This is a genomic window from Phenylobacterium sp. (genome assembly GCF_016124325.1).
GTDB lineage: Bacteria > Pseudomonadota > Alphaproteobacteria > Caulobacterales > Caulobacteraceae > Phenylobacterium.
The window spans coordinates 54,970-80,781 of the sequence record NZ_WGNY01000012.1 but is presented as its reverse complement, the minus strand read 5'-3'; the positions used below and the strand labels follow the sequence as shown (position 1 = coordinate 80,781).

30 protein-coding genes are annotated in these 25,812 nt (G+C 70.2%); 14 read left to right on the top strand and 16 right to left on the bottom strand.

Annotated elements, in window-relative coordinates; genetic code table 11:
- Positions 1-4: 4 nt before the first annotated feature.
- Positions 5-1,120, top strand: a complete 1,116-nt coding sequence (locus GC203_RS06440) for a response regulator (RefSeq protein ID WP_293452645.1) — start codon at positions 5-7, stop codon at positions 1,118-1,120.
- Between the two features lie 182 nt (positions 1,121-1,302).
- On the opposite strand, the gene GC203_RS06435 is transcribed toward GC203_RS06440, so the two are convergent.
- Positions 1,303-1,548 (bottom strand): DUF1272 domain-containing protein, encoded by a 246-nt coding sequence (locus GC203_RS06435; RefSeq protein WP_293452643.1) that lies wholly within the window; start codon positions 1,546-1,548, stop codon positions 1,303-1,305.
- Between the two features lie 379 nt (positions 1,549-1,927).
- Here GC203_RS06435 and GC203_RS06430 point away from each other — a divergent pair, with 379 nt between their 5' ends.
- Positions 1,928-3,442: an ABC-F family ATP-binding cassette domain-containing protein gene (locus GC203_RS06430; RefSeq protein WP_293452641.1), complete on the top strand. Its 1,515-nt coding sequence runs from the start codon at positions 1,928-1,930 to the stop codon at positions 3,440-3,442.
- Here the strand turns inward: GC203_RS06430 and GC203_RS06425 are convergent.
- On the bottom strand, positions 3,426-4,718 hold the full coding sequence (locus GC203_RS06425) for a PLP-dependent transferase (RefSeq protein ID WP_293452639.1): 1,293 nt from the start codon (positions 4,716-4,718) through the stop codon (positions 3,426-3,428). The genes GC203_RS06430 and GC203_RS06425 overlap by 17 nt on opposite strands.
- Before the next feature lie 171 nt (positions 4,719-4,889).
- Here GC203_RS06425 and GC203_RS06420 point away from each other — a divergent pair, with 171 nt between their 5' ends.
- Positions 4,890-5,591 carry a class I SAM-dependent methyltransferase gene (locus GC203_RS06420; protein ID WP_293452637.1) on the top strand — a complete coding sequence of 234 codons (702 nt, stop codon included), beginning with the start codon at positions 4,890-4,892 and terminating at the stop codon, positions 5,589-5,591.
- A gap of 55 nt (positions 5,592-5,646) precedes the next feature.
- Here the strand turns inward: GC203_RS06420 and GC203_RS06415 are convergent, their stop codons facing one another.
- Complete coding sequence (locus GC203_RS06415) at positions 5,647-6,081, bottom strand: DUF1330 domain-containing protein (protein ID WP_293452634.1); 435 nt, start codon at positions 6,079-6,081, stop codon at positions 5,647-5,649.
- A 74-nt stretch (positions 6,082-6,155) separates the two neighbouring features.
- Here GC203_RS06415 and carA point away from each other — a divergent pair, with 74 nt between their 5' ends.
- The gene (gene carA / locus GC203_RS06410) at positions 6,156-7,325 is read left to right on the top strand and encodes a glutamine-hydrolyzing carbamoyl-phosphate synthase small subunit (protein WP_293452631.1); all 1,170 of its coding nucleotides are present in this window, start codon (positions 6,156-6,158) and stop codon (positions 7,323-7,325) included.
- A 16-nt stretch (positions 7,326-7,341) separates the two neighbouring features.
- On the opposite strand, the gene GC203_RS06405 is transcribed toward carA, so the two are convergent.
- From GC203_RS06405 to GC203_RS06390, 4 genes are all read right to left on the bottom strand, one after another.
- Positions 7,342-7,815, bottom strand: coding sequence for a YbjN domain-containing protein (locus tag GC203_RS06405; protein WP_293452629.1), 474 nt, complete (start codon positions 7,813-7,815; stop codon positions 7,342-7,344).
- A gap of 31 nt (positions 7,816-7,846) precedes the next feature.
- Positions 7,847-8,581 carry an anti-sigma factor gene (locus GC203_RS06400; protein WP_293452626.1) on the bottom strand — a complete coding sequence of 245 codons (735 nt, stop codon included), beginning with the start codon at positions 8,579-8,581 and terminating at the stop codon, positions 7,847-7,849.
- A complete protein-coding gene (locus GC203_RS06395) occupies positions 8,578-9,093 on the bottom strand; it encodes a sigma-70 family RNA polymerase sigma factor (protein ID WP_293452623.1) in 516 nt (171 codons plus the stop codon). The genes GC203_RS06400 and GC203_RS06395 overlap by 4 nt, the downstream gene beginning before the upstream one ends.
- Before the next feature lie 265 nt (positions 9,094-9,358).
- Positions 9,359-9,586, bottom strand: coding sequence for a hypothetical protein (locus GC203_RS06390; protein ID WP_293452621.1), 228 nt, complete (start codon positions 9,584-9,586; stop codon positions 9,359-9,361).
- Between the two features lie 247 nt (positions 9,587-9,833).
- On the opposite strand from GC203_RS06390, the gene carB reads away from it, so the two are divergent.
- Complete coding sequence (gene carB / locus GC203_RS06385; protein ID WP_293452619.1) at positions 9,834-13,124, top strand: carbamoyl-phosphate synthase large subunit; 3,291 nt, start codon at positions 9,834-9,836, stop codon at positions 13,122-13,124.
- A gap of 3 nt (positions 13,125-13,127) precedes the next feature.
- Here carB and GC203_RS06380 read toward each other — a convergent pair whose 3' ends face one another.
- Positions 13,128-13,865 carry a cytochrome b/b6 domain-containing protein gene (locus tag GC203_RS06380; protein ID WP_293452616.1) on the bottom strand — a complete coding sequence of 246 codons (738 nt, stop codon included), beginning with the start codon at positions 13,863-13,865 and terminating at the stop codon, positions 13,128-13,130.
- Positions 13,866-14,043: 178 nt separating this feature from the next.
- Positions 14,044-14,307, bottom strand: coding sequence for a hypothetical protein (locus GC203_RS06375; protein ID WP_293452613.1), 264 nt, complete (start codon positions 14,305-14,307; stop codon positions 14,044-14,046).
- A 118-nt stretch (positions 14,308-14,425) separates the two neighbouring features.
- On the opposite strand from GC203_RS06375, the gene GC203_RS06370 reads away from it, so the two are divergent.
- The 3 genes from GC203_RS06370 to GC203_RS06360 all read left to right on the top strand — a co-directional run bounded on the left by GC203_RS06370 (position 14,426) and on the right by GC203_RS06360 (position 16,769).
- Positions 14,426-15,415 (top strand): alpha/beta hydrolase-fold protein, encoded by a 990-nt coding sequence (locus GC203_RS06370; protein ID WP_293452610.1) that lies wholly within the window; start codon positions 14,426-14,428, stop codon positions 15,413-15,415.
- Positions 15,412-16,371 carry a hypothetical protein gene (locus tag GC203_RS06365; protein ID WP_293452607.1) on the top strand — a complete coding sequence of 320 codons (960 nt, stop codon included), beginning with the start codon at positions 15,412-15,414 and terminating at the stop codon, positions 16,369-16,371. The genes GC203_RS06370 and GC203_RS06365 overlap by 4 nt, the downstream gene beginning before the upstream one ends.
- Before the next feature lie 224 nt (positions 16,372-16,595).
- Positions 16,596-16,769: a hypothetical protein gene (locus GC203_RS06360; RefSeq protein WP_293452604.1), complete on the top strand. Its 174-nt coding sequence runs from the start codon at positions 16,596-16,598 to the stop codon at positions 16,767-16,769.
- Positions 16,770-16,835: 66 nt separating this feature from the next.
- On the opposite strand, the gene GC203_RS06355 is transcribed toward GC203_RS06360, so the two are convergent.
- Positions 16,836-17,354: a GNAT family N-acetyltransferase gene (locus GC203_RS06355; protein WP_293452601.1), complete on the bottom strand. Its 519-nt coding sequence runs from the start codon at positions 17,352-17,354 to the stop codon at positions 16,836-16,838.
- 83 nt (positions 17,355-17,437) lie between these two features.
- On the opposite strand from GC203_RS06355, the gene GC203_RS06350 reads away from it, so the two are divergent.
- Positions 17,438-18,226, top strand: coding sequence for a glucose 1-dehydrogenase (locus GC203_RS06350; RefSeq protein ID WP_293452598.1), 789 nt, complete (start codon positions 17,438-17,440; stop codon positions 18,224-18,226).
- Here the strand turns inward: GC203_RS06350 and GC203_RS06345 are convergent.
- From GC203_RS06345 to GC203_RS06325, 5 genes are all read right to left on the bottom strand, one after another.
- Positions 18,213-19,604, bottom strand: coding sequence for a carotenoid oxygenase family protein (locus GC203_RS06345; RefSeq protein ID WP_293452595.1), 1,392 nt, complete (start codon positions 19,602-19,604; stop codon positions 18,213-18,215). The two genes, GC203_RS06350 and GC203_RS06345, sit on opposite strands and share 14 nt — an antisense overlap.
- A gap of 80 nt (positions 19,605-19,684) precedes the next feature.
- Entirely contained in the window at positions 19,685-19,813 is a 129-nt protein-coding gene (locus GC203_RS06340) for a hypothetical protein (RefSeq protein WP_293452592.1), read from the bottom strand.
- Complete coding sequence (locus GC203_RS06335) at positions 19,810-20,508, bottom strand: DNA alkylation repair protein (RefSeq protein ID WP_293452589.1); 699 nt, start codon at positions 20,506-20,508, stop codon at positions 19,810-19,812. Before GC203_RS06335 ends, GC203_RS06340 begins: the two co-directional genes overlap by 4 nt.
- Positions 20,509-20,511: 3 nt before the next feature.
- Positions 20,512-21,036: an SRPBCC family protein gene (locus GC203_RS06330; RefSeq protein ID WP_293452586.1), complete on the bottom strand. Its 525-nt coding sequence runs from the start codon at positions 21,034-21,036 to the stop codon at positions 20,512-20,514.
- Between the two features lie 4 nt (positions 21,037-21,040).
- Complete coding sequence (locus GC203_RS06325; RefSeq protein ID WP_293452584.1) at positions 21,041-21,382, bottom strand: metalloregulator ArsR/SmtB family transcription factor; 342 nt, start codon at positions 21,380-21,382, stop codon at positions 21,041-21,043.
- An 81-nt stretch (positions 21,383-21,463) separates the two neighbouring features.
- On the opposite strand from GC203_RS06325, the gene GC203_RS06320 reads away from it, so the two are divergent.
- Positions 21,464-21,964 carry an ATP-binding protein gene (locus tag GC203_RS06320; protein WP_293452581.1) on the top strand — a complete coding sequence of 167 codons (501 nt, stop codon included), beginning with the start codon at positions 21,464-21,466 and terminating at the stop codon, positions 21,962-21,964.
- A 4-nt stretch (positions 21,965-21,968) separates the two neighbouring features.
- Here the strand turns inward: GC203_RS06320 and GC203_RS06315 are convergent, their stop codons facing one another.
- The gene (locus GC203_RS06315; RefSeq protein ID WP_293452578.1) at positions 21,969-22,607 is read right to left on the bottom strand and encodes a glutathione S-transferase family protein; all 639 of its coding nucleotides are present in this window, start codon (positions 22,605-22,607) and stop codon (positions 21,969-21,971) included.
- A 192-nt stretch (positions 22,608-22,799) separates the two neighbouring features.
- Between GC203_RS06315 and GC203_RS06310 the strand changes: the two genes are divergently transcribed.
- From GC203_RS06310 to greA, 4 genes are all read left to right on the top strand, one after another.
- Positions 22,800-23,042, top strand: coding sequence for a hypothetical protein (locus GC203_RS06310; protein WP_293452575.1), 243 nt, complete (start codon positions 22,800-22,802; stop codon positions 23,040-23,042).
- Positions 23,043-23,201: 159 nt separating this feature from the next.
- Entirely contained in the window at positions 23,202-23,885 is a 684-nt protein-coding gene (locus tag GC203_RS06305; RefSeq protein WP_293452573.1) for a response regulator transcription factor, read from the top strand.
- Between the two features lie 4 nt (positions 23,886-23,889).
- Positions 23,890-25,242, top strand: coding sequence for a HAMP domain-containing sensor histidine kinase (locus GC203_RS06300; RefSeq protein WP_293452571.1), 1,353 nt, complete (start codon positions 23,890-23,892; stop codon positions 25,240-25,242).
- A 92-nt stretch (positions 25,243-25,334) separates the two neighbouring features.
- Positions 25,335-25,808, top strand: a complete 474-nt coding sequence (greA, locus tag GC203_RS06295; protein ID WP_293452682.1) for a transcription elongation factor GreA — start codon at positions 25,335-25,337, stop codon at positions 25,806-25,808.
- Positions 25,809-25,812: the final 4 nt, after the last annotated feature.

The following is a 25,812-nucleotide window of genomic DNA, read 5'->3' as shown; positions in this document are numbered from 1 at the left end:
GAGTATGGCGTCAGGAGGCCTCGGGGCCTGGATTTCGCGGCTGCTGGGCGGCCGGCGCGCCGAGGCCGAGGCTCGCGCTCGCCTCGCCGAGGCTCGGCTGCGCGACGCCATCGACGCGATTCCCGAGGGCGTGGTCTTCCTCGACGCCGAGGGCCGCTACGTGCTGTGGAACCGGCGCTACGCCGAGATCTACCACCGCTCGGCCGACCTCTTCGCGCCCGGCGCCCGGCTGATCGACACCCTGCGCGTGGGCGTGGCGCGCGGCGACTATCCCGACGCCATCGGCCGCGAGGCCGAATGGCTGGCCGAGCGCGAGGCCAAGCTCTTCACAGCCACCGGCGACCGCCACGAGCAGCAGGTGTCCGACGGCCGCTGGCTGATGATCGAGGAGCGCCGCACCTCCGACGGGGGCGTGATCGGCCTGCGGGTCGACATCACCGAGATGAAGCACCAGGCCGAGGCGCTCGAACAGGCGCTGGCCCATGCCGAGGCGGCCCAGAAGGCCAAGGGCCAGTTCCTCGCCGACATGAGCCACGAACTGCGCACGCCGCTCAACGGCGTGATGGGCCTGGCCGAGGCGCTCGACGCCGGCCAGCTCGATCCCGAGCAGCGGGCGCTGGTGTCAGACATCCGCGCCGCGGCGCGCCAGCTCGACCGGCTGGTCAGCGGCCTGCTGGACTACGGCGACGCCGACCTCGCCCCGGACGAGCGGCCCGGCCGGGCGCCGGCCGACCACCCGCTGCGGGTGCTGGCCGCCGACGACAATCCCACCAACCGCAAGGTCATCGCCCTGATGCTCGAGGCGGCCGGCGTCGAGGTCACCACGGTGGAGAACGGCTTCGAGGCCGTCGAGGCCTGGCGCGCGGGCGGCTTCGACATGGTGCTGATGGACCTGCGCATGCCGGTGACCGACGGGATCTCGGCCATCCGCGAGATCCGCGCCGAGGAGGCCGCGAGGGGTCGTTCCCGGACGCCGGCGATCGTGCTCTCGGCCAACACCTCGCCCGAGGATCGCGCCGCCAGCGCCGCCGCCGGGGCCGACGGCCACATCGGCAAGCCGATCCGCGCCGAGACGCTGTTCGCCGCCATGGAAGCGGCGCTGGAGCCCAAGGCGGCGTGAGGGAGAACGACGTCTTCTCCTCGTCCGTCATCCCAGGCCTTGTGCCTGGGATCCCTCGGTCGGTCGCCGTGAGCCGGCCGACGGGTCCGCGGCATCGACGACGAACACCGTGCCAGCCGACAGAGGGATCCTCGCCACAAGGGCGAGGATGACGGGATGGGGGTTCGTCCCTCGCGAGAGCTCTAGGCCGCGCAGGCCTCGTGAGGCTTCACGACGCGTTCGGTCGAGGCCGGGAACTTCGCCAGCGCCGCCGCGGGCCGGACCGGCCGGCGCACCAGCTCGCCGCCGCAGTTGGGGCAGGCGCCCTTCAGCCGCGCGTCGACACAGTCGGCGCAGAAGGTGCATTCGAAGCTGCAGATGCGCGCGTCCGGGCTGTCAGGCGCTAGGTCGCGATCGCAGCATTCGCAGTTTGGCTTGAGCGTCAGCATGGCGCCATTCTGCCTCCGCGGTCCGACGGCTGGAATGCCAAGTTTCCCTCGTTTTCCGCCACGCCTTCCCTCTTGCGCGCCCTAGGCTCGCCGGACGATGATGGTCCTCTCTTGAACCTTAGCCAGAAAGGGGGCGCCGCATGATGTTTGGAGATCCGCGTCATCGCCGGCTTGGCCCCATACCCGCCCTGCAGGTGCGCTTGCAGGGCTGAACAGAGACGTCGCCTTAGACCTCTGTCTGCCCTCCGCGGCGGCTGAGTCCCGCGCCTGAGCGCGTGGGGCGCGCCGCCCCTTCCGACATTGCGAGCCGAACCGCGTGCGGCGGGACCATGGACGGTCCACGCCAGGCGGCGGCCCGCCGATACGAACGGGCAGACCCTTGATCCATCTTCAGAACCTCGGCGTCACGCTGCGGACGCCGCTCTTCGCCAATCTCGACCTCATGATCGGCGCCGGCGACCGCCTGGGCGTCGTCGCCGCCAACGGGACCGGCAAGTCGACCCTGCTGCGGTGCATCGCCGGCGAGTTCGACGCGACCTCTGGCGAGATCACCCGCGCCCGCGCCGTGCGCGTCGGCCATGTGCCGCAGGACGCGCCGCCCCATCTGATGGGCGTCACGCTCCATGACGCCGTCTGCGAGGGCCTGGACGAGGGCGAGCAATGGCGCGCCGATATCGTGCTGGAGTCGCTGGCGGCGCCGGCCGAGCTGCGCGATCGGCGGTTGGACCAACTGAGCGGCGGCTGGCGGCGGCTGGCGTTGCTGGCGCGGGCCTGGGTGGGCGACCCCGACGTCCTGCTGCTGGACGAGCCGACCAACCACCTGGACCTGGCGAAGATCCTGCAGCTGGAGGCCTGGCTGAACGACCTGCCGCGCGACGTCGCCGTGGTGGTGGCCAGCCACGACCGGGCCTTCCTGGATGCGGTGACCCATCGCACCCTGTTCCTGCGGCCGGAGCGGTCACAGGTCTTCGCGCTGCCCTACTCGCGGGCCCGGGCCGCGCTCGACGAAGCCGACGAGGCCGAGGCGCGGCGGTTCGACAAGGACATCAGGACGGCCCAGCAGCTGCGGCGACAGGCGGCCAAGCTGCACAACATCGGCGTGAATTCGGGCAGCGACCTGCTGACCACCAAGACCAAGCAGCTCAAGCAGCGCGCCGAGAAGCTGGAGACCGCCGCGCGGCCGGCGCACCGGGAACGCTCGGCCGGCGCGATCCGGCTGGACCACCGCGCGAGCCAGGCGAAGGTGCTGATGTCGTTCGACGACGCCCCTGTCGAGACGCCGGACGGCGCGCTCCTGTTCAAGACCGGCAAGCTGTTCATCCTCCAGGGCGACCGGGTGGTTCTGCTGGGCGCCAACGGGGCGGGCAAGACGCGGATGATGCGGCTGGCGCGGGCCGCCATCGAGGGCCGGTCGCCGACCCCGCTGGTGAAGGCCACGCCCTCGCTCGTGCTGGGCTATGGCGACCAGGGCCTCGCCGACCTAGATGGGGACGACACGCCGCTCGCGGCGATCACCCGGCCCTTCGATGTGGGCGACCAGCGGGCGCGCGCGCTGCTGGCCGGCGCGGGGATCGAGATCCTGGCCCAGGAGAAGCCGATACGGCAGCTCTCGGGCGGACAGCGGGCGCGGGTGGCGATGCTGGTCCTGCGCCTGATCCGACCCACCTTCTACCTGCTGGACGAGCCCACCAACCACCTGGACATCGAGGGCCAGGAGGCGCTGGAGGCCGAGCTGCTGAACGACGACGCCACCGCCCTGATCGTCTCCCACGACCGCAGCTTCGTGCGCGCGGTGGGCGAGCGGTTCTGGGTGATCGAGCGGCGGCGGCTGGTGGAGGCCGACGATCCCGAGGCGTTCTTCGCCGCCCAGGCGGAGGCTAGCCCGCCGCCGTGAGCGCCTGGTCGAGGTCGGCCAGGATGTCGTCGATGTGCTCGATGCCTATGGAGAGGCGCACATACCCCGGCGAGACGCCGGTGGCGCGCTGCTCGGCCTCGTTCAGCTGCGAATGGGTGGTCGAGGCCGGGTGGATGGCCAGGCTGCGGGCGTCGCCGATGTTGGCCACGTGGTAGAACAGCTGCAGGGCGTCGATGAAGCGCCGCCCGGCCTCCACGCCGCCCTCGAGCTCGAAGCCCACCAGGCCGCCGTAGCCGCCCTTCAGATAGCGGTCCGCCCGCGTGCGGGGCGCGCCAGACTGCTGCGACGGGTGGATCACGCGCGTGACGCCTTTCCGGCCGGCCAGGAATTCGGCCACCCGCTGGGCGTTGGCGCAGTGCCGCTCGATGCGCAGCGCCACGGTCTCGACCCCCTGGATCAGCTGGAAGGCGTTGAACGGCGAGAGCGCCGCGCCGAGGTCGCGCAGCAGGATCACGCGGGCCCGCAGGATGTAGGCGATCGGCCCCAGCGGCTTCACCGCCTCGGTCCACACCGCGCCGTGGTACGACGGGTCGGGCGTATTCAGCAGCGGCTGGCGCTCAGGCTTGGCGGCCCAGTCGAAGTTCCCGCTGTCGACGATCACCCCGCCGATCGAGGTGCCGTGGCCGCCCAGGTACTTCGTGGCCGAATACACCACGATCGCCGCGCCGTGGTCGATCGGCCGGCACAGCAGGGGCGCGGCGGTGTTGTCCATGATCAGCGGCACGCCGAACTCGCGCCCGATGGCCGCCACCTCGGCGATCGGGAACACCTCCAGCTTCGGGTTCGGCAGGGTCTCGGCGTAGTAGGCCCGGGTGCGTTCGTCGGTCGCGCGCCGGAAGTTCTCGGGATCCTCGGGGTCCACGAAGCGCACCTCGATCCCCAGGTCCTTCAGCGTGTTGGCGAAGAGGTTCCAGGTGCCGCCGTAGAGCGCCGTGGAGCTCACGACGTTGTCGCCGGCCCGGGCGAGGTTCTGGACGGCGAAGGCCGAGGCGGCCTGGCCCGACGCCACCGCCAACGCGCCGACACCGCCCTCCAGCGCCGCCACGCGCTTCTCCAGCACGTCGGTCGTGGGGTTCATGATCCGCGTGTAGATGTTGCCCAGCTCCTGAAGGGCGAACATGGCCGAGGCGTGGTCGGCGTCGCGGAACTGATAGGACGTCGTCTGGTGGATCGGCACGGCCACCGAGCCCGTCGTGGGGTCCGCGCGCCAGCCGGCATGCACCGCCAGGGTTTCAGGACGCATCGTCTGGCTCATGGGAATTCTCTGCAGGTTCGGGGGCTACACCCACTAGCGGAGTCCATTCCGGATCGCCAGTTGGGCTTGGCGGGAGGCAAGGGTTCGCGATCCGGCCGGAGGAGACGTCGGCTCGTGGAAGCCGCAGTCGGAGGGTGGCGAACGTCAGCGCGCATATGTTATGTTATAACAATGCAAAGTTCGAACGCCCCCGCTTCACCCAACTTCTTCACCCAGGAAGTCGCCGATGGCTACGACCGTCGGAACAGCGCGCTCGCGCCGGTCTCCGACTGCCTGCATTTCTTGGTGCGGCTCGTCCTGGCGGACCTACCCGACGATGCGCGGGTCCTGTGCGTCGGTGTCGGGACGGGTGCGGAGATCCTCTCGCTGGCCACGGCCTATCCAGGCTGGTCGTTCGTCGGGGTCGATCCATCCGAGGAGATGCTGGCCATCGCGCGCCGGCGATTGACTCAGGCCGGCGTGATGCATCGTTGCGAGCTATTGCATGGCTATGCCGCTGACGCTCCTCCCAACGGCTTCGACGCCGCTGTCGCCCTGCTGGTGGCGCATTTCATCAAGCGCGACGACCGGCAGGCCTTCTACTGCGCCATCCATGATCGGCTGAAGCCAGGGGGCGTCTTGGTAAGCGCCGAGATCAGCGGCGACCCGGACGCGCCCGATTTCCCGGCGATGCTCGAAGACTGGAAACGGATACAGAGCCTCATGGGCGCGACGCCGGACTCGTTGGCGAACCTGGACCGCATGATGCGTGACGTGCTGAGCGTCCTGGCGCCGGGCGAAACTGAGGCTCTTTGGGAAGCTTGCGGGTTCCCGAGACCGATCCCGTTCTTCCAGGCCTTCATGATCCGAGGTTGGCACGCGGCGAAGGAATGACGTCTGGGCGCCTCTTGCCTCGTCATCCTTCTCCGACGCGCCACAAGCAGGCCCCCTAGCTCCCCAGCTCGCCGTCGGGATCGAGCGGGGTCAGGCACAGCAGGCGCGAGTCGGCGACGGCGGCGGTGCGGTGGGGCACGACGTGGTCGCGGTAGTGCGGGTCGCGGACCATGTCGATGAACGCCTGGGTGTTCGGGTATTCGGCGATGAAGGCCAGCTCCCAGCCCTTCGACTGCGGGCCCGTGACCATCACCTCGGGATGGCCGGCCCAGACCTGCTTCGCGCCCAGCTTCTCGAACACCGGCGCGATGGCGCGGCCGTAGGCGCGATAGGCCTCGGCGCCCGAGAGGTCCTTGCCGTGGTCGGGATGGCCGGCGGGATATTCGGCCTTCGGCTTCAGCGTGATGAGGTTCAGCATGTGGATCGGCCGGTCGCGCGGCAGATTCTTGAACGCCGCCCAGGCTTCCCGATCCGGATCGATGTACGACATATGGTCCCCGTGCGATTGACCGGCCCCCGAGGACTCACTACCTACGCGCCCGTTTGCCCACAAGGAGCCTGCCGATGACCCGCGACCTTCTTCCCGGCGTCACCGGCGTTCTGGCCCTGGCGGACGGCACGATCCTGCAGGGGGTTGGCGTGGGCGCGGTCGGCGAGGCCGTCGGCGAGGTGTGCTTCAACACCGCGATGACCGGCTACCAGGAAATCCTGACCGATCCGTCCTACATGGCCCAGATCGTGGCCTTCACCTTCCCGCACGTGGGCAATGTGGGGACCAACCTGGAAGACCTGGAGCAGGTGGCCGGCGCGGCCGAGACCTCGGCGCGAGGCGCGATCTTCCGCGACCTGCCCACCCCGCCCGCCAACTGGCGCGCCGACGCCGACCTGCCCGCCTGGATGGCGCGGCGCGGCGTGATCGGCCTGGCCGGCGTCGACACCCGCGCGCTCACCCGCACGATCCGCGAAAAGGGCATGCCGCACGCGGTGATCGCCCACAGCCCCGAGGGCAAGTTCGACCTCGACGCCCTGGTCGCCAAGGCCAAGGCCTGGAGCGGGCTGGAAGGCCTCGACCTCGCCAAGGACGCCTCGTGCCTGCAGCCGTTCGTCTACGGCGAGGGCCTGTGGAGCTGGGAGGAGGGTTACGCCAAGCCCGCCGCCACGCCGAAGTACGAGGTGGTGGTCGTCGACTACGGCGTGAAGCGTAACATCCTGCGGGCCCTGACCTCGGTGGGCGCGCGCGTCACCGTGGTGCCGGCCAAGACCACGGCCGAGGAGATCCTGGCGCGCGATCCCGACGGCGTGCTGCTGTCCAACGGCCCGGGCGACCCGGCCGCGACCGGCGAATACGCGGTGCCGGAGATCAAGAAGCTGGTCGACAGCGGCAAGCCGGTGTTCGGCATCTGCCTGGGCCACCAGATGCTGGCGCTCGCGCTGGGCGCGACCACGGTGAAGATGGACCAGGGCCACCACGGCGCGAACCATCCGGTGAAGGACCTGACCACCGGCAAGGTCGAGATCGTCTCGATGAACCACGGCTTCACGGTCGACCGCGACACCCTGCCCGGCCCGGTGACCGAGACGCACGTGTCGCTGTTCGACGGCACCAACGCCGGCCTGGCGCTGAAGGACCGCCCGGTGTTCTCGATCCAGCACCACCCCGAGGCCTCGCCCGGCCCCACCGACAGCCTCTACCTTTTCGAACGCTTCGCCGCCCTGATGGACAAGGCGAAGTAGGCCGGCGAAGACCCGTCTACCAGCCGATGAACTTCAGGACGTCGGGCATGAAGCCGGTGAAGACGTCGAGGTCGTCCTTGAGGGCTTCGTAGCTGCCGCCGGGCGCCAGGTTGGCGTCGTAGGCGAAGTGCGGGTCGTTCTCGTCGTCGTCGTAGCAGCGCAGGTAGCGCTTCTCGAGGTTCCACTGGTTGACCTTCGCCAGCGGCAGGCCGTCCTCCATGTTGAAGCCGGCGTTGAACTGCAGGGCGCGGCACCGGTCCTTGTCGCAGTCGTAGACGTCGACGTCGAACTTCACGCCGTCGGTCTCGGTGCGGAGGTAGCGGGTCCCGCTCTCGTAGGTCTCGATGCTGACCTTGTAGCCCTCCGCCTCCATCCAGGCCTTGACCTCCTCGATCGTCAGGCCGGCGTCGGGGATGGGCTTGGCCTGGACGCCGCCGGCGGCCAGGCAGACGGCCGCGAGCGCGGCCGCCGCCATGACGAGACGTTTCATGCTCGCAACCCTCCGGGGACCGCGCGGCCGATCAGAGCTTCGACAGCGAACCGGCGCCCACGACCGGGCCCTGCGGGCCGTTCGGGTCGGTCGAGCCGCCCGGCTCCTCGATGGAGACGGCGAGCGTGACGCCTTCCGCGACCCGTCCGGCCATGTCCTGCGGCAGCGGGATCAGCTTGGCCTTGCCGGGCTCGAGGAAGCCCAGGGGTTTCGGGTTCTCCTTGCCCGCGATCAGCCACAGCTCCTGCACCTTGGCGGGGTTGGCGTCCGCCGGCAGCAGCGAAGTGATGATCAACGCCTTGCGGGTGGGATCGTAGGCGGCGACGAACAGCGGCTGCGCCTGGCCCGACGTCGAGGTCAGGCTGGCGTTCAGGAGCTGGCCGGTCGGCTGGACCTCCTGGATCTTGGTCACCACCTGCGGCGGCTGCGCGATCACCACCAGAGCGGCGGCGATACCGGCCGCGGCCAGGCCGAACCCGCCCATCGCCGAGTTCCGCCAGAAGCGCACCCGGTTCATGAGCGCCCCGTTGTCGTTGGCCGGCAGCAGCCGTTCGATCCGCGTCCAGAGGGACTCCGGCGGGGCGACCGGCTCGATGCTCTCCAGCATCGGGGCCAGGCGCGCGCGCCAAGCCTCGACGTCGGCGGCGAAGACCGGATCGCGGGCCATGCGGTTTTCGGCCTCGGCCCGCTCGCTCGCGTTCAGCACGCCCAGCGCGTGCTCGGCGGCGAAGGCTTCGGCTTCGGAAAGGTCTGGGGCTTCGCTCATGACTGGAGGCAACCCTTCAGCTTGGCCAGTCCCCGACGGATCCAACTCTTCACGGTGCCCAGCGGCGTATCCATCCGCCGGGCTAACGCTTCGTAAGTGACGCCCTCGAAGAAGGCGATGCGAATGACGCTCTCGGTGCGATCGTCCAGTTCGCCCAGGCAATGCTGCAGGCGATTGCGGTCGTCGGCGGCCGACAGCAGCGTCTCGGCGCTGTCGGCGTCGTCGGCGATCTCGAGTTCGTCGACGGGCTCGGAATAGGCCATCGGGCCGCGTGCGCGCAGGCGGTCGATCGCCCGGTTGCGCGCGATCGTACTGAGCCAGGTCATCACGCTCGCCCGCGCCGAATCGAACCTGTCCGCCCGTCGCCATATGGTGACGTAAACGTCCTGCAACACGTCCTCACTTTCCTCGCGGTCAGACAGGATACGTAGGCAGACGCCAAATAGCTTCGCCGAGGTGGCCTGGTACAATTGTCGCAGGGCCTCGCGCTCGCCCGCGGCGATACGGGTCATGAGCGGCGAAAGAACGTCGGTGCTCGTCGCTGCGGCGGCCAAGGTTGCCCCTATGGTTGAGTCCGCGCCCCGGCGAACCTGTTACCGCGAAGCTGCCTTCCCCCGCGCGAAGACGCAAGTATGACCATGTTATCGCATGTGGAAAGCCGTGCCGTAGCGGCGGCTCAGGCGCGCGGCCGCTCTCGGCCCCCGCCGTTTCGGCGGATTTTCGGCCGCGCGGGCGCTGGCGGGCGCGATTCGCCTCTCGGGCGAGTCGGCCTCCGGTCTAGGCGGCGTGGCGGGCGGACGCCTTGCGCGAGGCCGCGCGCTTGGCCTTGGCGCTCTCCAGCCGGGCCTGGCGGCGCGTCTCGGCCTCCTGCTCCAGCGCCGGCAACAGATCGTTCGCGGCGGCCTGCTGCTTGGGATCGCCTTCGTCCGACAGGCGGCGCGCGTTCGACAGGAAGGTCACCACCTCGTCGTCGCTCAGGTCGGGAATCCGGTCCAGCAAGCTCATGGGGCCTCCGCAAGGTTTCGGGCGCCTTTGCGGCGCACTCCTGGAAGAAAGCCCCTGAAGCGGTCATGAGTTTCATGATTTTTCTCGGTTTTTTTCCGGAACCGCTCGCCTGCCGAGGCTTTCGCGGGCGTGCGCGGATGAAGCCGGCTTGCGCCGCCCCGCCGGCCCCTCTAAAGGGGCGCCTTAACCTGCAGTCCTGAACCCCCCGGCGGCGCGAAAGCCCGCGCGGCGCTTGCGCGCGAGAGACATGCCCAAACGCACCGACATCTCCTCGATCCTGATCATCGGCGCGGGCCCGATCGTCATCGGACAGGCCTGCGAGTTCGACTATTCGGGCGTCCAGGCCTGCAAGGCCCTGCGCGCCGAAGGCTACCGGATCGTCCTGGTCAACTCGAACCCGGCGACGATCATGACCGATCCGAACGTCGCCGACGCCACCTACATCGAGCCGATCACGCCGGAGATGGTCGAGAAGATCATCGAGAAGGAGCGGCCCGACGCGCTGCTGCCCACCATGGGCGGCCAGACGGCGCTCAACACCGCGCTGGCGCTGGAGGCGCGCGGCGTCCTGACGAAGTACGGCGTGGAGATGATCGGGGCGAAGGCCGACGTCATCGACAAGGCTGAGGACCGCCAGAAATTCCGCGACGCCATGGACAAGATCGGGCTGGAAAGCCCCAAGTCCAAGGCCGCGCACACCATGGACGAGGCCCTGGAGGGGCTGGAGTTCGTGGGCCTGCCCGCCATCATCCGCCCGTCATTCACCCTCGCCGGCACCGGCGGCGGCATCGCCTACAACGTCGAGGAGTTCCGCGAGATCGTGGAGCGCGGCCTCGACCTGTCGCCGACCACCGAGGTTCTGATCGAGGAGAGCGTCCTCGGCTGGAAGGAATACGAGATGGAGGTGGTCCGCGACCGCGCGGACAACTGCATCATCGTCTGCTCCATCGAGAACATCGATCCGATGGGCGTCCACACCGGCGATTCCATCACGGTCGCGCCGGCGCTCACGCTGACCGACAAGGAATACCAGCGGATGCGGCGCGCCTCGATCGACGTGCTGCGCGAGATCGGCGTCGAGACCGGCGGCTCCAACGTGCAGTTCGCGGTCAACCCGGCCGACGGGCGCATGGTCGTCATCGAGATGAACCCGCGGGTCTCCCGCTCCTCGGCCCTGGCCTCGAAGGCCACCGGTTTCCCGATCGCCAAGGTCGCCGCGCGCCTGGCGGTGGGCTACACCCTCGACGAGCTGATGAACGACATCACGGGCGCGACGCCCGCCTCGTTCGAGCCCTCCATCGACTACGTCGTCACCAAGATCCCGCGCTTCGCCTTCGAGAAGTTCCCGGGCTCCGAACCCCTGCTCACCACCCAGATGAAGTCGGTGGGCGAGGTCATGGCCATCGGCCGCACCTTCGCCGAAAGCCTGCAGAAGGCCCTGCGCGGCCTGGAGACCGGCCTTTCCGGCCTGGACGAGATCGTCATCGAAGCCGGCGACGACCCCGAGATGGGGCACGCCGCGGTGCTGCGGGCGCTGGGCCAGCCCACGCCGGACCGGCTGCGCGTCATCGCCCAGGCCTTCCGCCACGGCCTGAGCGTGGAGGACATCCACGGCGCCTGTTCCTACGAGCCCTGGTTCCTGCGGCAGATCGAGACCCTGGTGAAGACCGAGGCCGAGGTGCGCGAGGCGGGTCTGCCGGCCGACGCTGCGGGCTTCCGGCGGCTGAAGGCCCTGGGCTTCTCCGACGCGCGGCTCGCCAAGCTGACCCACGCCACCGAGAAGGAGGTGCGTGCGAAGCGCCGCGCCCTCGGCGTACGCCCGGTCTTCAAGCGTATCGACACCTGCGCCGGCGAGTTCCGCGCCGAGACGCCCTACATGTATTCCACCTACGAGACCGGCGCGCTGGGCCAGGCGCCCGACTGCGAGAGCGACCCGTCCGGCGCGAAGAAGGCCATCATCCTCGGCGGCGGCCCCAACCGGATCGGCCAGGGGATCGAGTTCGACTACTGCTGCTGCCACGCGGCCTTCGCGCTCGACGAGATCGGCGTCGAGTCGATCATGGTGAACTGCAACCCCGAGACGGTCTCCACCGACTACGACACCTCCGACCGCCTCTATTTCGAGCCGCTGACCGCCGAGGACGTGCTGGAGCTGATCGAGACCGAGCGCTCGAACGGCGAGCTGACCGGCGTCATCGTCCAGTTCGGCGGCCAGACGCCGCTGAAGCTGGCCAAGGCGCTGGAGGACGCGGGAATCCCGATCCTCGGCACCAGCCCCGACGCCATCGACCTGGCCGAGGACCGCGAGCGCTTCCAGCAGCTGCTCCACCGCCTGAAGATCGCCCAGCCGGTCAACGCCATCGCGCGCAGCCGCGACGAGGCCTTCGCCGCGGCGCACAAGGTCGGCTACCCCGTCGTGATCCGCCCCTCCTACGTGCTGGGCGGCCGGGCCATGGAGATCGTCCGCGACGACGAGCAGCTCGAGCGCTACATCACCACCGCCGTGCAGGTGAGCGGCGACAGCCCTGTCCTCCTGGACCAGTACCTCTCCCGCGCCACCGAGGTGGACGTCGACGCGCTCTGCGACGCGAACGGCGCGGTGTTCGTGGCCGGGGTGATGGAGCACATCGAGGAGGCCGGCGTGCACTCGGGCGACTCGGCCTGTTCGCTGCCGCCCTATTCGCTGAAGCCCGAGACCATCGCCGAGCTGAAGCGCCAGACCGAGGAGATGGCCCGCGCCCTGGAAGTGCGCGGCCTGATGAACGTGCAGTTCGCCATCGAGGAGCCGCAGGGGCCGGCGCCGCGCATCTATGTGCTGGAGGTGAACCCGCGCGCCAGCCGCACGGTGCCCTTCGTGGCCAAGACCATCGGCCGCCCGGTGGCCGCCATCGCCGCCAAGCTGATGGCCGGCAGGCCGCTCGCCGAATTCGACCTCGCCGAGACGCCGTACGACCACATCGCGGTGAAGGAGGCGGTCTTCCCGTTCGCCCGCTTCCAGGGCGTCGACACCATCCTGGGGCCGGAGATGCGCTCGACCGGCGAAGTCATGGGCCTCGACTGGGTGCGTCCCGGCGAGGGTCCCGGCCCGGCGTTCGCCCGCGCCTTCGCCAAGAGCCAGCTCGGCGGCGGCACGGTGCTGCCCAGCGCCGGCTGCCTGTTCGTCTCGGTGAAGGACGCCGACAAGGACTGGATCGTCGAGCCGGTGCGCCTGATCCTGGAGCAGGGCTTCCGGGTGCTGGCCACCTCGGGCACCGCCGCCTTCCTTGAGAGCCAGGGCCTGAAGGTCGAGCTGGTGAAGAAGGTGCTGGAGGGCCGCCCCCACATCGTCGACGAGATGAAGAACGGCCAGGTGCAGCTCGTCTTCAACACCACCGAGGGCAAGCAGTCGCTGTTGGACAGCTTCGAGATCCGCCGCACGGCCCTGATGATGAAGATCCCCTATTTCACCACCACGCCGGCCGCGCTGGCCGCCGCCCAGGCCATCGCCGCCACGGCTGCAGCTCCCCGCGAAGTGCGTCCGCTGCAGAGCTACGCGTAGGCGTCAGTCGTCCTCGTCTTCCGTTTCGCCGGCCTCGCGCCTCTCCAGCGCGCCGGCCGCGGCATGGCCGCCGCCTTCGCCGACCTCGGCGCGGTTGTGCGGCAGGAAAGCGAGCGGATCGACGAGGGTCGCGCCATAGACGCCGGCCGCCACCACGAGCGCGGCGAGCGGCAGGGCGAACAAGGGCGCCGGGCGGGCGTTCTGGGCTCCGGGATGACGGTCGGCCGGCTTGCGGCCCGTCACCATCGCCCGGATCAGATTCTCGCGCGTCATCAGGGACATGACCACGACGGCCAGCACATGGACGCCGATCAGCGCCAGCAGCCCATAGCCGATGACCTCGTGCAGGTCGTCCTCCCCGCCGCGCAGCATGATGAGGCCGGTCGCGACGGTCGCCGCCACTAGGCCCAGCAACGCCGCCACCGCCAGGCCGCCCAGGGGATTGTGCCCGAGCTCGGCCTCCGGGCGGCCCCGCAGCATTACGCTCAGATGCGCGGCGAGCCGCCCGGGCCGCAGGAAGTCGGCGAACCGGGCATGCTCTCCGCCCACGAACCCCCAGACGAGGCGGAACAGGATCAGGACGGCGGCGAGCCAGCCGGCGGCCTGGTGCCAGGCCGCCAGGGCGCTGTCCTCTTCGGACGACAGGAACGCGACGGCGATCGCCGCGACCAGCAGCCAGTGGAAGGTGCGAGTGGGGAAATCCCAGACGCGCAGTGTCTGGGACGGGGGACTCGAGGACATGGTTTCAACGCCTTTCCGTCTTCACCCCCGACCCGGAGCTAAGGCCGGCGGCTTGGCCGAGCCATGACGCAGATCAATGCGCGGCTGGCGCATCCGGCGTAGTCAGGAAAGACTGGCGCTATCGCGTCTCATTCCCATGCTCCAGGAACCGCCGGGCGGCGTGGGGCGCGCGCCCGCCCTACTCTTCCTCTTCCGCCTCGGCGTCTTCGGTCCCGGCCTCCAGCACCTGCATCGCCTCGTGGAAGCGCTTCAGCGCCGCCACCGAGGCCTGCACGCGTTGCGTCGCGGCGGCGGCGTCGCCCTGGGCGCTGTTGATCACGGCCAGGTTGGTGCTGGCGATGGCGTCGGCCAGGGCCTTCAGGCAGCCCTTGAGGGCGGCGAAGTCGGCGGCGACGTCCGGCCCCTCGTCGCCGTCATCGATGAAGTCGTCCAAGCTGACCATGCGTTGCTCCGGCTGGATGGGGCAGTGTGGCGCGACGCATAGCCGAAAGCCATGCCCTGCGCGCCTGCCTGTCCGGCGCGACGGTGCTAGCCTGCCGCAAAAGACAGGGAGGCTCGCGATGATCCGCATTCTGCTGGGCGCGCTGCTGGCGCTCGCCGCGACGGGCGTGGCGCAGGCGGCGAGCCGGCTGGAGACCATCGAGCTCGCCTCGAAGCTGGTCCCCTCGCCGGTCAAGGTGTCGGTGCTGCTCCCTGACGGCTATTCGGCCTCGCAGTCGCTGCCGCTGGTCCTGCTGCTGCACGGCGGCGGAGGCGACAACGGTTTCCTGTCGCAGATGCGCCCCACCGTGGAAGCCGCCTGGGCGGCGAGGGACCTGCCCCCCGCCGTGGTGGCCACGCCCGACGTCCAGCGCTCGCTCTACATGGACTACAGGGACGGCTCCCAGAAATGGGAGACGTTCATCGTCACCGAACTGGTGCCCGAGCTGCGCCGCCGCTACGGCCTGTCGACCGACCGCAGCAAGACCGTCGTCACCGGCATCTCCATGGGCGGGCTGGGATCGCTCCGCCTGGGCTTCGACCATCCCGAGATGTTCGGCGGCCTCGCCGCCCTGGAGGCCGGGATCGAGCCGGCGCTCGACTTCGACGACGTGAAGATGCGCAACCGCTTCCAGCGCAACGACAAGTTCTTCGCCGGCATCTTCGGCGACCCCGTCGATCGCGACTACTGGAAGGCGTCCAACCCGGCCAACATGGTCCTGGCGAACCGCGAGAAGATCCTGGCCAACAACCTCGCCATCTATATCGAGGCCGGCGACAGGGACATGTTCCACCTCGACGAGGGCGTGGAGTTCCTGCACCGGGTGATGTGGGACCACGGCGTCCCCCACGAGTACCGGCTGGTCCGCGGCGCCGACCACCTCGGCAAGACCATCCCCGGCCGCCTGCGCGACGGCCTGCGGTTCCTCACCGCGCAGGTGCTCGACCCGCCGCCGCCGGACACCAGCTTCGCGCCGCAGAAGGCCGTCATCGACCGCCTGCGCCGCGCCATGGGCGTGCCCGACGACCAGCCCCGGCCGCCGCTGCCGTCGACGGAGCCCCGGCCGTGATCGGCCGCCGCACCCTGCTGGCGGCCGCGCCCGCGCTGATCGGAGGACCCCGCGCCATGGCCATGTCGAAGGACCTCGCCGTGAGGGGGAGCCAAGCCTACAGCGAATCCGCCATGGTGATGTCGGTGTCGCCCGACGGGTCCAGCGCCCTCACCCTGCGGTTCTGCCGCTTCCCGGTGGAGGGCTTCACCTGGCTGTGGTGCCATTTGCTGCACGACGGCGAGCTCTATGCCTTCGTCCGCCACGACCTGCCCTGCGGCGCCGAGCGGCTGGCCGGTGCGCCACGCGCCGAATACCGCGCCCCGCCGGCCGACGCCCTGCTGTCGCGCGACGGCCGCGGGCCGGGGCTGACCGAGGTGAAGCTGTCGGCCGCCCTGCCCTTCCACCACAGCCGCTCGGCGCCCCAGGGGCCGGGATCGTCGCCGGGGCGGTTCGACGGCGTGTTCCGCCCGACGCATGCGCTGGGCGCGCAGGTGCTGCAAGGGCGCGACGAGGTCTATGGGACGTTCCGCGCCGAGATCGAGGTGGGCGGCCGCCGGTTCGTCCACGAGGGGCCGGCCAAGTTCCACGAACAGCGCCAGGAGGCGCCGCGGTTCGAGCAGCCGTTCTGCTATTCCTGGCTGGCCGGCGACGGGCTGGCGGCCACCACCCTGCTCATCAAGCCGGGCGCCACGGGCGGATGGTGGATCGACGGGACCGAGGCGCCCCTGGCCGACATGACCATCGACCCGCCCGGCCAGGACCGCCAGGTGGCCTGGCGCGTCCGCGACGGTCGGGTCCTGCCGGGCCGGGTCGAGGCCCTGGTCCGCTACACGATCCCCGTCTACGACCGGCTGTGGAACGGCAGCTTCGTGCGGGGCGTCTGCGACGGCCGGCCGATCGTGGGCGTCGTCAACGACTGGACCACCCAGCCCGACATCTACGCTGCCGCGCGGCTTCGGGCCGCACAACCCTGAGGCGGCGCCGGCCACAATCCCAGCTTGCGGATTGACCGGGCCCAAGCGAGAGCGCAGACTCCGCCGCATCGCCTGACTGAGACAGGCGGCAAGGGCGCGCCCCGGCGGCCCGCACATGACCCCCCTCGCGGGGAGCCAGCGAACTACCGGGGGACGCCCGATGGCGCCTGCCGCAGCCTGGCGTGGAGCGACAAGAACTCCACAACGGATTGCGAGGAAGAGTCATGCATAGCGAGCCGCAAACCGGCGAAGTCAAACACCAGAAGCCGCGGCACCTTGCGGAAAAGTTCGAGGGGATGGTCGGAGTCGTCGCCGTCGCCGCGATCTTGCTGCTGGCCATCGGACTGATCTACGGCGTGCTGACGACGGGCAGCGCCGACCCGGCCTGGATGAAGTAGAGCCCGGGGCCTCGCCCGGTCGGATCGGCCAAATCCGAGCGGAATCGCGAGGCCCCGACTCTGGGTCTAGACCCCGCGCGCCAGCACCAGATCGTCAAAGGCGCTGGCGCCCACCTGGAATGTCCTCGAACCCGCCTGGGTGAAGCCCTGGCGGGCGTAGAAGGCCTGCGCGGCCCGGTTGAGGCCGTTCACGCCCAGCAGCACGCGCGTGGCGCCGGCGGCGCGGGCGGCCTCCAGGGCCGTCGACATCAGCCGCGCGCCGAGACCCGCGCCCTTGTAGGTCGCCAGCACGTAGATCCGCTTGATCTCCAGGTCGCCCGCCGCGGTCGGGACCGGCAGGTCGGGCGGACTCAGCACCACATAGCCCACCGGGCAGCGGGTTTCGGCCAGCTCCGCGATCCAGATCCGGTAGTCGCGGTCCGCCAGCCACTGGGCGTAGCGGGCCTGGCCGTGTTCGTGGGCCGTGTGCGCCAGCATGTCTGCCAGCGGCAGGATGCCGGGATAGGTCTCCAGCGTCGTCGCCTGGCCCACCAGCGCGAGCGCGGGCGCATCGCCCTCGTCGCACGGGCGAATTTCGATCTGCATTCGGTCCTTCCCCAACGACACGGCTGTTCGCCATAGGGCGCCTGCGCTACCACTCCAACTGAACAACGATAAGGGAGGCGTTCATGACGGGCCGAGTGAGCGGTAAGGTCGCCCTGGTGACCGGAGGGGCCAGCGGCATCGGGCGCGGCTGCGCCGAGAAGCTGGCGGCGGAAGGCGCCGTGGTCGTGGTGACCGACATCCAGGACGCCCTCGGAGCCGAGGTCGTCGCCGGGATCAAGGCGGCCGGCGGCAAGGCCGAGTACATCCACCACGACGTGACCAGCGAGGACGCCTGGGTCGACGTGGTCGGCCAGATCAAGGCCCGCCACGGCCGGCTCGACTTCCTGGTCAACAACGCCGGCATCGGCATCGGCGGCTCGATCCTGGAGATGAAGCTGGAGGACTGGCGCCGCCAGACGGCGATCAACCTCGACGGCGTCTTCCTGGGCGTGAAGCACTCGATCCCGCTGATCCGCGTCTCCGGCGACGGCGGCAGCATCGTCAACATCTCCTCCGTGGCGGGCCTGAAGGGTTCGGCGAACCTGGCGGGCTACTGCGCCACCAAGGGCGGCGTCCGGCTCTTCACCAAGGCCGTCGCCATGGAATGCGCCAACGCCAAGGACGGGATCCGGGTGAACTCCGTGCACCCCGGCCTGATCGAGACGCCCATCTGGCTGACCGTGCAGGCGGCGCTGACGCCGGGCGCGAACGCGGCGCCCGACCTCGACGCCATGTCGGCCATGGCCGTTCCGCTGGGCGTCAAGGGCTGGCCCGAGGACATCGCCAACGGCGTCCTGTGGCTCTGCTCCGACGAGAGCCGCTATGTCACCGGCCAGGAGCTGGTGATCGACGGCGGGCTCACCGTCCGCTGAGCGGCCGCCAGAGGCCGTGGAATCCCATCGGGACGCGGCGGCCAAAGCGCGCCCGGGCGACCGGGCCCGCCGCCACATCCTCCGCATCCAGAACGGCCAGGCAGCTGGTGTCCTCGCCTTCGTCGTAGACGGTGCAGACGATCCATCCCTCGCCTTCCGCCGGTCCTCGCGCCACGAAGACCGGCTCACTGACGGCGTGGCGCGGCCCGGCTGACCAAACCGCCATCTCGCCCGTCTCGTGGTCGAACCGCGCGAGGCCGCGGTGGAAGAGATCGTCGGTTCCCGGCCCGCCCAGGCAGGCGAGCCAGCCGTACCGATAGCGTCGGCCGGTCCGGCGCTCGTCGATCCGGGGATATTCGCAGATCAGGTCGTGCAGGCGGCGGCTCCGCACCTCGCCGGCCGCGACCTCCCAGCGGGCCAGGCGCTGGGCGGCGCGTGACGCTTCGGGCGGCCGCCCGTCGGGGCCCGAGAACATGGCCGCGTCCTGCTCGCAGAGGTCGATCACGATCCGATCGCCGTCCTCGAAGGCGTTCATGATGTGCCAGGCCATGCGCGGCGGCGCCGGGTATCGGCGGACCTCGCCGCCCGCCCGCGGCGCGACGATCACCGCGGCGCCGCGCCCGGGCTCCCAGGCGATCAGCGGCCCGCCCGCGGCCGCGCGCTCGAGAGACAGGGTCGTCGGGCAGACAACGACGACGACGACCCGCTCGGTGATCGCGAAGTCGTGGATCAGCGCGGGATAGGGCCCCTGGACGATCCGGGGTTCCGACAGGGCGCCCGCCGCATCGGCCTCGTAGAGCGCGATCTCGCCGGTCAGCCGCCCGCGCGGAATGTTGGCGAACAGGGCCATCGCGCCCGACGCGGGATCGACCCTGGGATGGGCGGTCATGTTGCGCGCCAGCCGTCCGCCGAAGGTCCAGAGGCCGCGGGTCGCCAACGTCTCCGGATCGAGCTCGAGCGGCGGCGAGCCTTCCTCCAGGGCCAGCAAACGGCCCGCATGCCAGACGAGGTTCGTGTTGGCGACGCCGTCCGCCGGACGCGGCCCGGCGTCCGGATCATCGTCCGACGGCAGGCCCGCCGTGGCGAACAGCGCGCGGCCGGCCGTGTTCTCACGCCGCCAGCGGCCCGTGCGGACCCAGCGGTTGCGATAGGCCACGCGCCCGTCGCGGATCGTGAACGCGTGGACCATGCCGTCGCCCATCAGCGGATTGTAGGGCGGCCGCGGGTCGAACTGCGGGTTGGGGCCGATGCGGTAGAGCGTGCCGGCGAGGTCGTCCGGAAACCGGCCCTCGACGTCCAGCGCCGCGATATCGACCTCGTCGCGGACCGGCGCGAAGCCCTTCGCGAGATAGGGGTTCCGTGGAGCAGGGCTTGTCATGCGCGGCATGCCTCGTGGCGGCGGAGCGCCCACGGCAATCAGCGCCAAGCCGCGAGGTCAAGATTATTTTTCTTGTAATTTCATATACTTACTGGCCGGCTGACAAAAAGATTCCTGTCAAGCCGCTCCCGCGCACAAATCTCCGCGATCCGGCCGCCGCCCTGGTCGAGACCCGCGCCGACGCTGGCGAGGTCGTTGTTCGCGATCATCCCGCTCCTCCTTTCGCGTCGGCCCTGGCGAAGCCCTTCGCCGCGTCCTTGCCGTTCCAGCGCGCGGTTCGGTCTGTCGAGGCGGCCAGCCGGGCGGCGACGGCGCGGGCCTCGGCGCGCAGCCGCGCGTTTGCCTTGCCGCCGATGGCGCGGAGCGCCCAGTTCACGCCCTTCTTCACGAAGTTGCGCTCGTCGGTCGCGCAGGCTTCGATCAGCCTGAGGCCTTCGAGGAAGTCGGTCTCCTCGCCCCCGCCGTGCAGCGCCAGGCAGGCGAGCAGCGCGAAGCCCGCGCGGCGCCCGAACTCGTCGTTGAGGCCGCACCAACGCAGGGCCACGGCCGGCGCGCCTTCGACCTGGTCGAACAGTTTGAAGCAGACGGTGTCGACCACGCCCCAGTTGTCGAAATCGGCGCGCCACCGGTCCATCTGTGCGACGGTCACCAGCGCCGGATCATCCACGAGGCAGGCGACGATCCGGGCCTCGTACCAGCCGGTGATCCAGAGCGCCTCGGCGAGGTCGTGGTCGCGGCCCAGCGCCTTGGCGACCGCCTGCATCCTGGCCATGGGGACGCCCAGGGCCTTTTCCACGACAAGCCCGTAGCGCGGCCCCATCTCGGCCAGGACCTTCGCCGAGGCCTCGGCCTCCAGCGCCGCCAGGACGGCGTGGACTCGATCGTCGAGGGCCCCGGCCGGCAAGGCCTAGCCCGCGGCCTGGCCGTGGAGCATGTCCTCAAGCCGGTCGTAGCCCATGGCCATGCCGTCGGACATGCCGGACTGCAGCGCCTGGTCGCGGATCTCCTTCGACGGGAAGCGCATGTTGATCGTGAGCGTCGTCTTGCCGCCCGCCTCGCCCAGCGCCAGCGTGTTGATGGACGGATCGCCCTCGCCCCAGTTGGGCTCGTCGTCGATCGTCTCGCCCATGGCCAGGCCGTCCATCACCTCGGTGGTGACGATGCGCTCGATCGGGACCACCTCCAGGTGCTCGCCGTACGACCCGAACCGGCCGCCGGTCTCGTCGTTGCGCCAGATGTAGCGGTACCGGCCGCCGACGCGCAGGTCGACGACGCAGACCGGCATGCTCCAGCCCGGCGGGCCGAACAGCCAGCGCTGGATCAGTTCAGGCTTGGTGTGACAGTCCCAGACCAGCTGGCGCGGCGCGTCGAACTCGCGCGTGACGGTGATCTCGCGATCGGAAGGGGTGGTCACCTCGACGGGCTTGGGCATGGCGTCAATCCTTCGGCGGTTGGGTTTGCAGTTCGGTCAGCAGCGCGTCCAGGCGCTGGTAGGTCCCTTCCCAGAGCGCGCGGTAGCGTTCGATCCAGGCGTGCGCCGCCTTGAGCGCCTCGGGCTCTATGGCCGCCGGCCGGCGCTGGGCGTCGCGGCCGCGGCGGATCAGGCCGGCGCGCTCCAGCACCTTCAGGTGCTTGGACACCGCCGGCTGGCTCATGGCGAAGGGCTCGGCCAGTTCGGCCACCGACGCCTCCCCCGTCGCCAGCCGGGCGAGGATGGCCCGCCGGGTCGGATCGGCGAGTGCGGCGAAGGTGGCGTCGAGCTGTCGTTCATAACTCATGAGTTTGATAACTACTTGGTTATCGATTGACCGTCAAGACTCCTGTCGACCTCCGCGCCCGCGCCCTCTAGATCACCGTCGATGACCGCGACCCTGCACGTGATCTTCGGCCCCTCGGGCGCCGGCAAGACGACCTACGCCAACACCTTCGCAAGACGGGAAAAGGCGGTGGCCTTCATCCTCGACGACTGGATGGCGCGGCTGTTCGCGCCCGACATGCCCCAGCCGATCGAGTACGAGTGGATGATCGAGCGGGTGCAGCGCTGCGAGGCGCAGATCTGGTCCACGGCCGCGGCCTGCCTGGCGGCCGGCACGTCGGTGATCCTGGACATCGGCCTGATGCGGCGCGCCGACCGGGCCCGCGTGCGCGAGATCGCCGAGGCCGCCGAACTGCCGCTGCAGTGGCACTTCGTGACCGCCAGCGCCGAGGCGCGCCGCGCCCGGGTGGCCGAGCGCAACGTCGTGCGCGGCGAGAACTTCGCCATCGAGGTGACGCCCGAGTTGTTCGACTTCATCGAGGGCGTCTACGAGCCGCCGGAGCCGGCCGAGCTGGACGGGGCGATCGTCAGCGAGAGCGTCTGACGGCTCAGGCCTCCGCGGGAGGTCCGAAGAGGTGCGCCGGCCAGGTGGCGTCGGAGGCGCGGTGGTAGGCCGGCCGCGCGGTGAGGCGGGCGTTGTAGTCGGTGAGCACGGCGCTGTCGGGCAGCTTCCTGTTGTAGAGCAGCATCGAAATCTCGCCGCCCAAGGCTACGTCGGCCGCCGTGAACCGGTCGCCCACGAGATACTTGTGGCGCGCCAGATGGCCCTCCAGCACGGCCACCATGTCCTCGTAGGTCCCGAAGCCGGCGACATTGCCGGGCAGATCCATCTGGCGCGCATGCAGCTCGGCGGCGGGATCGACCACCGCGCTCGAATAGACCATCCAGCGCAGGTATTCCCCGCGTCGCGGGTCCTCGATGCGGGGCGCGAGGGTCCCGTAGCCGTAGCGGTCGGCGAGGAACATGCAGATGGCCGGCGTCTCGGTGACGATGGCGCCGCCGTCGGAGAGCGCCGGCACCTTCCCGGCCGGATTGATCTTGAGATACGCGGGCTTCTTCTGGTCGCCCTTGCGGATGTCGACCGTCTCGACGTCGAACTGGACGCCCAGCTCCTCCAGCATCCAGTAGGTGATGAACGCGCGGCTGGCGGGCGAGTGGTAGAGGGTGATCCCGCGTTTGGCGGCCATGGCGTGCTCCCGAAGCGGCGCCTAAGCTAGGGGTTCGGGCGCGCGGGACAAGACCGCCGCGCCGACGCCGCGAAGACCGCCCGGCGGCCAACCTTACAAATTTGCGAGGCGACGGTCAGGCCGCCGCCAGCCGGGATGGGCCAGAAGGGTCCCGCCGCCGTGAAGGCGGTCACCAGGAAGAAGACCCCACCTATGCGAAAGATCCTCATTTCCTCGGCCCTGATCCTGTCGCTCGCCGGCGGATCCGCCGCGTTCGCCGCGGACAAGCCGGCCGCCAAGCCGACCGCCCCGGCCGCCGCCGCGGCCAAGCCGGCCAAGGCTGCCAGGATGGCCGCGAACGATCCCAAGGCCGCCGGCTGCCTGAAGCAGTGGAAGGCCGAGAAGAAGCACACCCAGACCCGCAAGGCGTTCATGGAAACCTGCGCCAAGGCCTGAGCCTCAACGTTCCCCGGCCCCGCTCTCTTTTCGATGTGTGTCGGGCGGGACCGGGGAAGGCGGCGGCGGGCGCGTACCACCCCCCATCTGGCGCGTCCGCCGCTATTTCGTCGCGTTTCCGGCCCAGGGACTCGGGCCGAACCCAATCGGAGGCGCCGCATGGGCGCGAAGATCCTGGTCGTCGAGGACGATGGCGGGACGGCCGAAACCCTCCTGAACGGACTGCGCCAGGAAGGCTACACCGTCGAGCACGTGGCCGATGGGCGCGACGCGCTCTACCTGGCCAGCTCCGCAGATTTCGACGCGGTCATCATGGACCGCATGCTGCCCGGCATGGATGGCCTGTCGGTCGTCAAGGCGCTCAGGGCCGCCGACATCCACACGCCCCTGATCATCCTGTCGGCGCTGGGCCAGCTCGACGAGCGGGTGAAGGGCCTGCGTGCCGGCGGCGACGACTACCTGGCCAAGCCGTTCGCCTTCTCCGAGCTATCGGCGCGCCTCGACGCCATGCTGCGCCGCCCCGCGGCGCGCCAGGAGACCACCGTCCTGGCCTGCGGCGACCTGGAAATGGACCTGCTGCGCCGCCGCGTCACGCGGGCCGGGCGCGCGCTCGACCTGCTGCCCCGCGAGTTCAAGCTGCTGGAGCACCTCCTGCGGCACAAGGACCGGGTGGTCACCCGCACCATGATGCTGGAAGAGCTCTGGGACTACCGTTTCGACCCGCACACCAGCCTCATCGACACCCACGTCAGCCGGCTGCGCAAGAAGATCGACGAGGGCTTCGCCCATCCCCTGCTGCACACCGTGCGAGGCTCGGGCTACCGGCTGTCCGAGCACCCGTGACGCGATGCGGCTGAAGCCCTGGATCTGGCCGGCGGCGGCCGCCCTGGTGGCTCTGGCGGCCGTGGTCTTCGGCCTCTTCCTCGTCGACCGCCTGGGCGAGCGGGCCATCGCCCGCCAGCAGACCGCCATGGCCGACGCCGCGCGCGACTATTTCGTCGCCTTCGCCCGCGACGAGGGGGTCAGGGGCCTGGCCGCCGCGCTCAACCGGCACGCCCAACAGGAGTCGGCCGACGGCTTCCGCTACGCGCTGGAGGACCACGCCGGCCACATGATCGCCGGCGCCGACGTGGTGAGTTCGCTGGACGCGCCCGACGCGGGCTGGCGCACGGTGGTCGAGCCCGACAGCTCTCCGCTCCGGCTCTGGCGCGTCCTCGCCCAGCCGCTGAGCGGCGGCTACACCCTGATCGTCGCCGAGGACCTGTCCGCCCGCGACGCGCTGCGCAAGGCGGTCTTCCGGGGATCGGAACTCGCCGTCGCGCTGGCCGCCTTCGGGGCCGCCGCGGGGGGAATGGGACTCAACGCCATGCTCATGCGCCGGACGCGCACCATCGCCCACACGGCCGAAAGGATCGCGGCGGGCGACCTGTCGGCCCGCGCCCCGGTGCGTACGGGCGGGGACGTCTTCGACGATCTCGGTCACGCGATGAACCGCATGCTGACCCGCATCGAGGAACTGATGAGCGGCATGCGCACGGTGACGGACTCCATCGCCCACGACCTGCGCTCGCCGCTGACCCGGCTGAAGGGCGCCCTGATGCGCGCCAGCGAGCCCGGAGCGTCCGAAACCGCCCGCGCCCAGGCGCTGGACGACGCCAACGCCGAGGCCGACCAGGTGCTGGCCATGCTCAACGCCCTGCTCGACATCGCCCACGCCGAGTCGGGGCTCAGCCTGGAGAACATGCAGCGCATCGACATCGCCGGCCTCGTGCTCGGCATGGCCGACCTGTTCGGTCCGGTGGCGGAGGACGCCGGCCAGATGCTGGTGACCGATGCGCCCAGCATCCCCGTGCTCGCCCGCGCCCACCCCGCCCTCTTGCGCCAGGCGGTCGGAAACCTGCTGCACAACGCGGTCATCCACGCCGGGCCCGGCGCCATGGTCACGGTGAAGGTCGAGGAGACCGCGCCCGGCTGCACGCGCATTTCGGTGGCGGACGACGGCCCCGGCGTGCCGTCCGAGCATCTGGGCCGGGTTCAGGAGCGGTTCGTGCGGCTGGAGGCGGCGCGGACCACCGCCGGTTCGGGCCTCGGCCTGGCCCTGGTGGCGGCCTGCGCCAAGCTGCACGGCGGCCGGCTCGTCCTCGGCGACAACCACCCCGGCCTCGTGGCGGCGCTGGAGCTCGCCGACCCGCGCTCTTGATTTTTGCGCCGCACAATCCTAGCTTCTCTGCCCCCGGGTGCGCGACCGCCCGCGGCCGGGTTGGGGATGTCCAAGGCGAACCTCGAGTCACTATGGAAAAAGTTCCGATGACCGCCGAGGGCTATAAAGCCCTCGACGATGAATTGAAGCGCTTGAAGACCGTTGAGCGGCCGGCCGTGATCGCGGCCATCGCCGAAGCGCGCGCGCACGGCGATCTGTCGGAAAACGCCGAGTACCATGCCGCCAAGGAGCGTCAGGGCTGGATCGAAGGCCAGATCGCCGAGATCGAGGACAAGATGGCCCGCGCCCAGGTGATCGACGTCTCTAAGCTGAGCGGCACCCAGGTGAAGTTCGGCGCCACGGTGTCCGTGATCGACGAGGACACCGAGGAAGAGGCTCGCTACCAGATCGTCGGCGAGCACGAGGCCGACGTGAAACGCGGCCGCGTCTCCGTCACCTCGCCGATCGCCCGCGCCATCATCGGCAAGGAAACCGGTGACGTGGTCGAGGTGAATACGCCCGGCGGCGTGAAGGCCTACGAGATCGTCAAGGTCGAGTGGGTCTGACCCG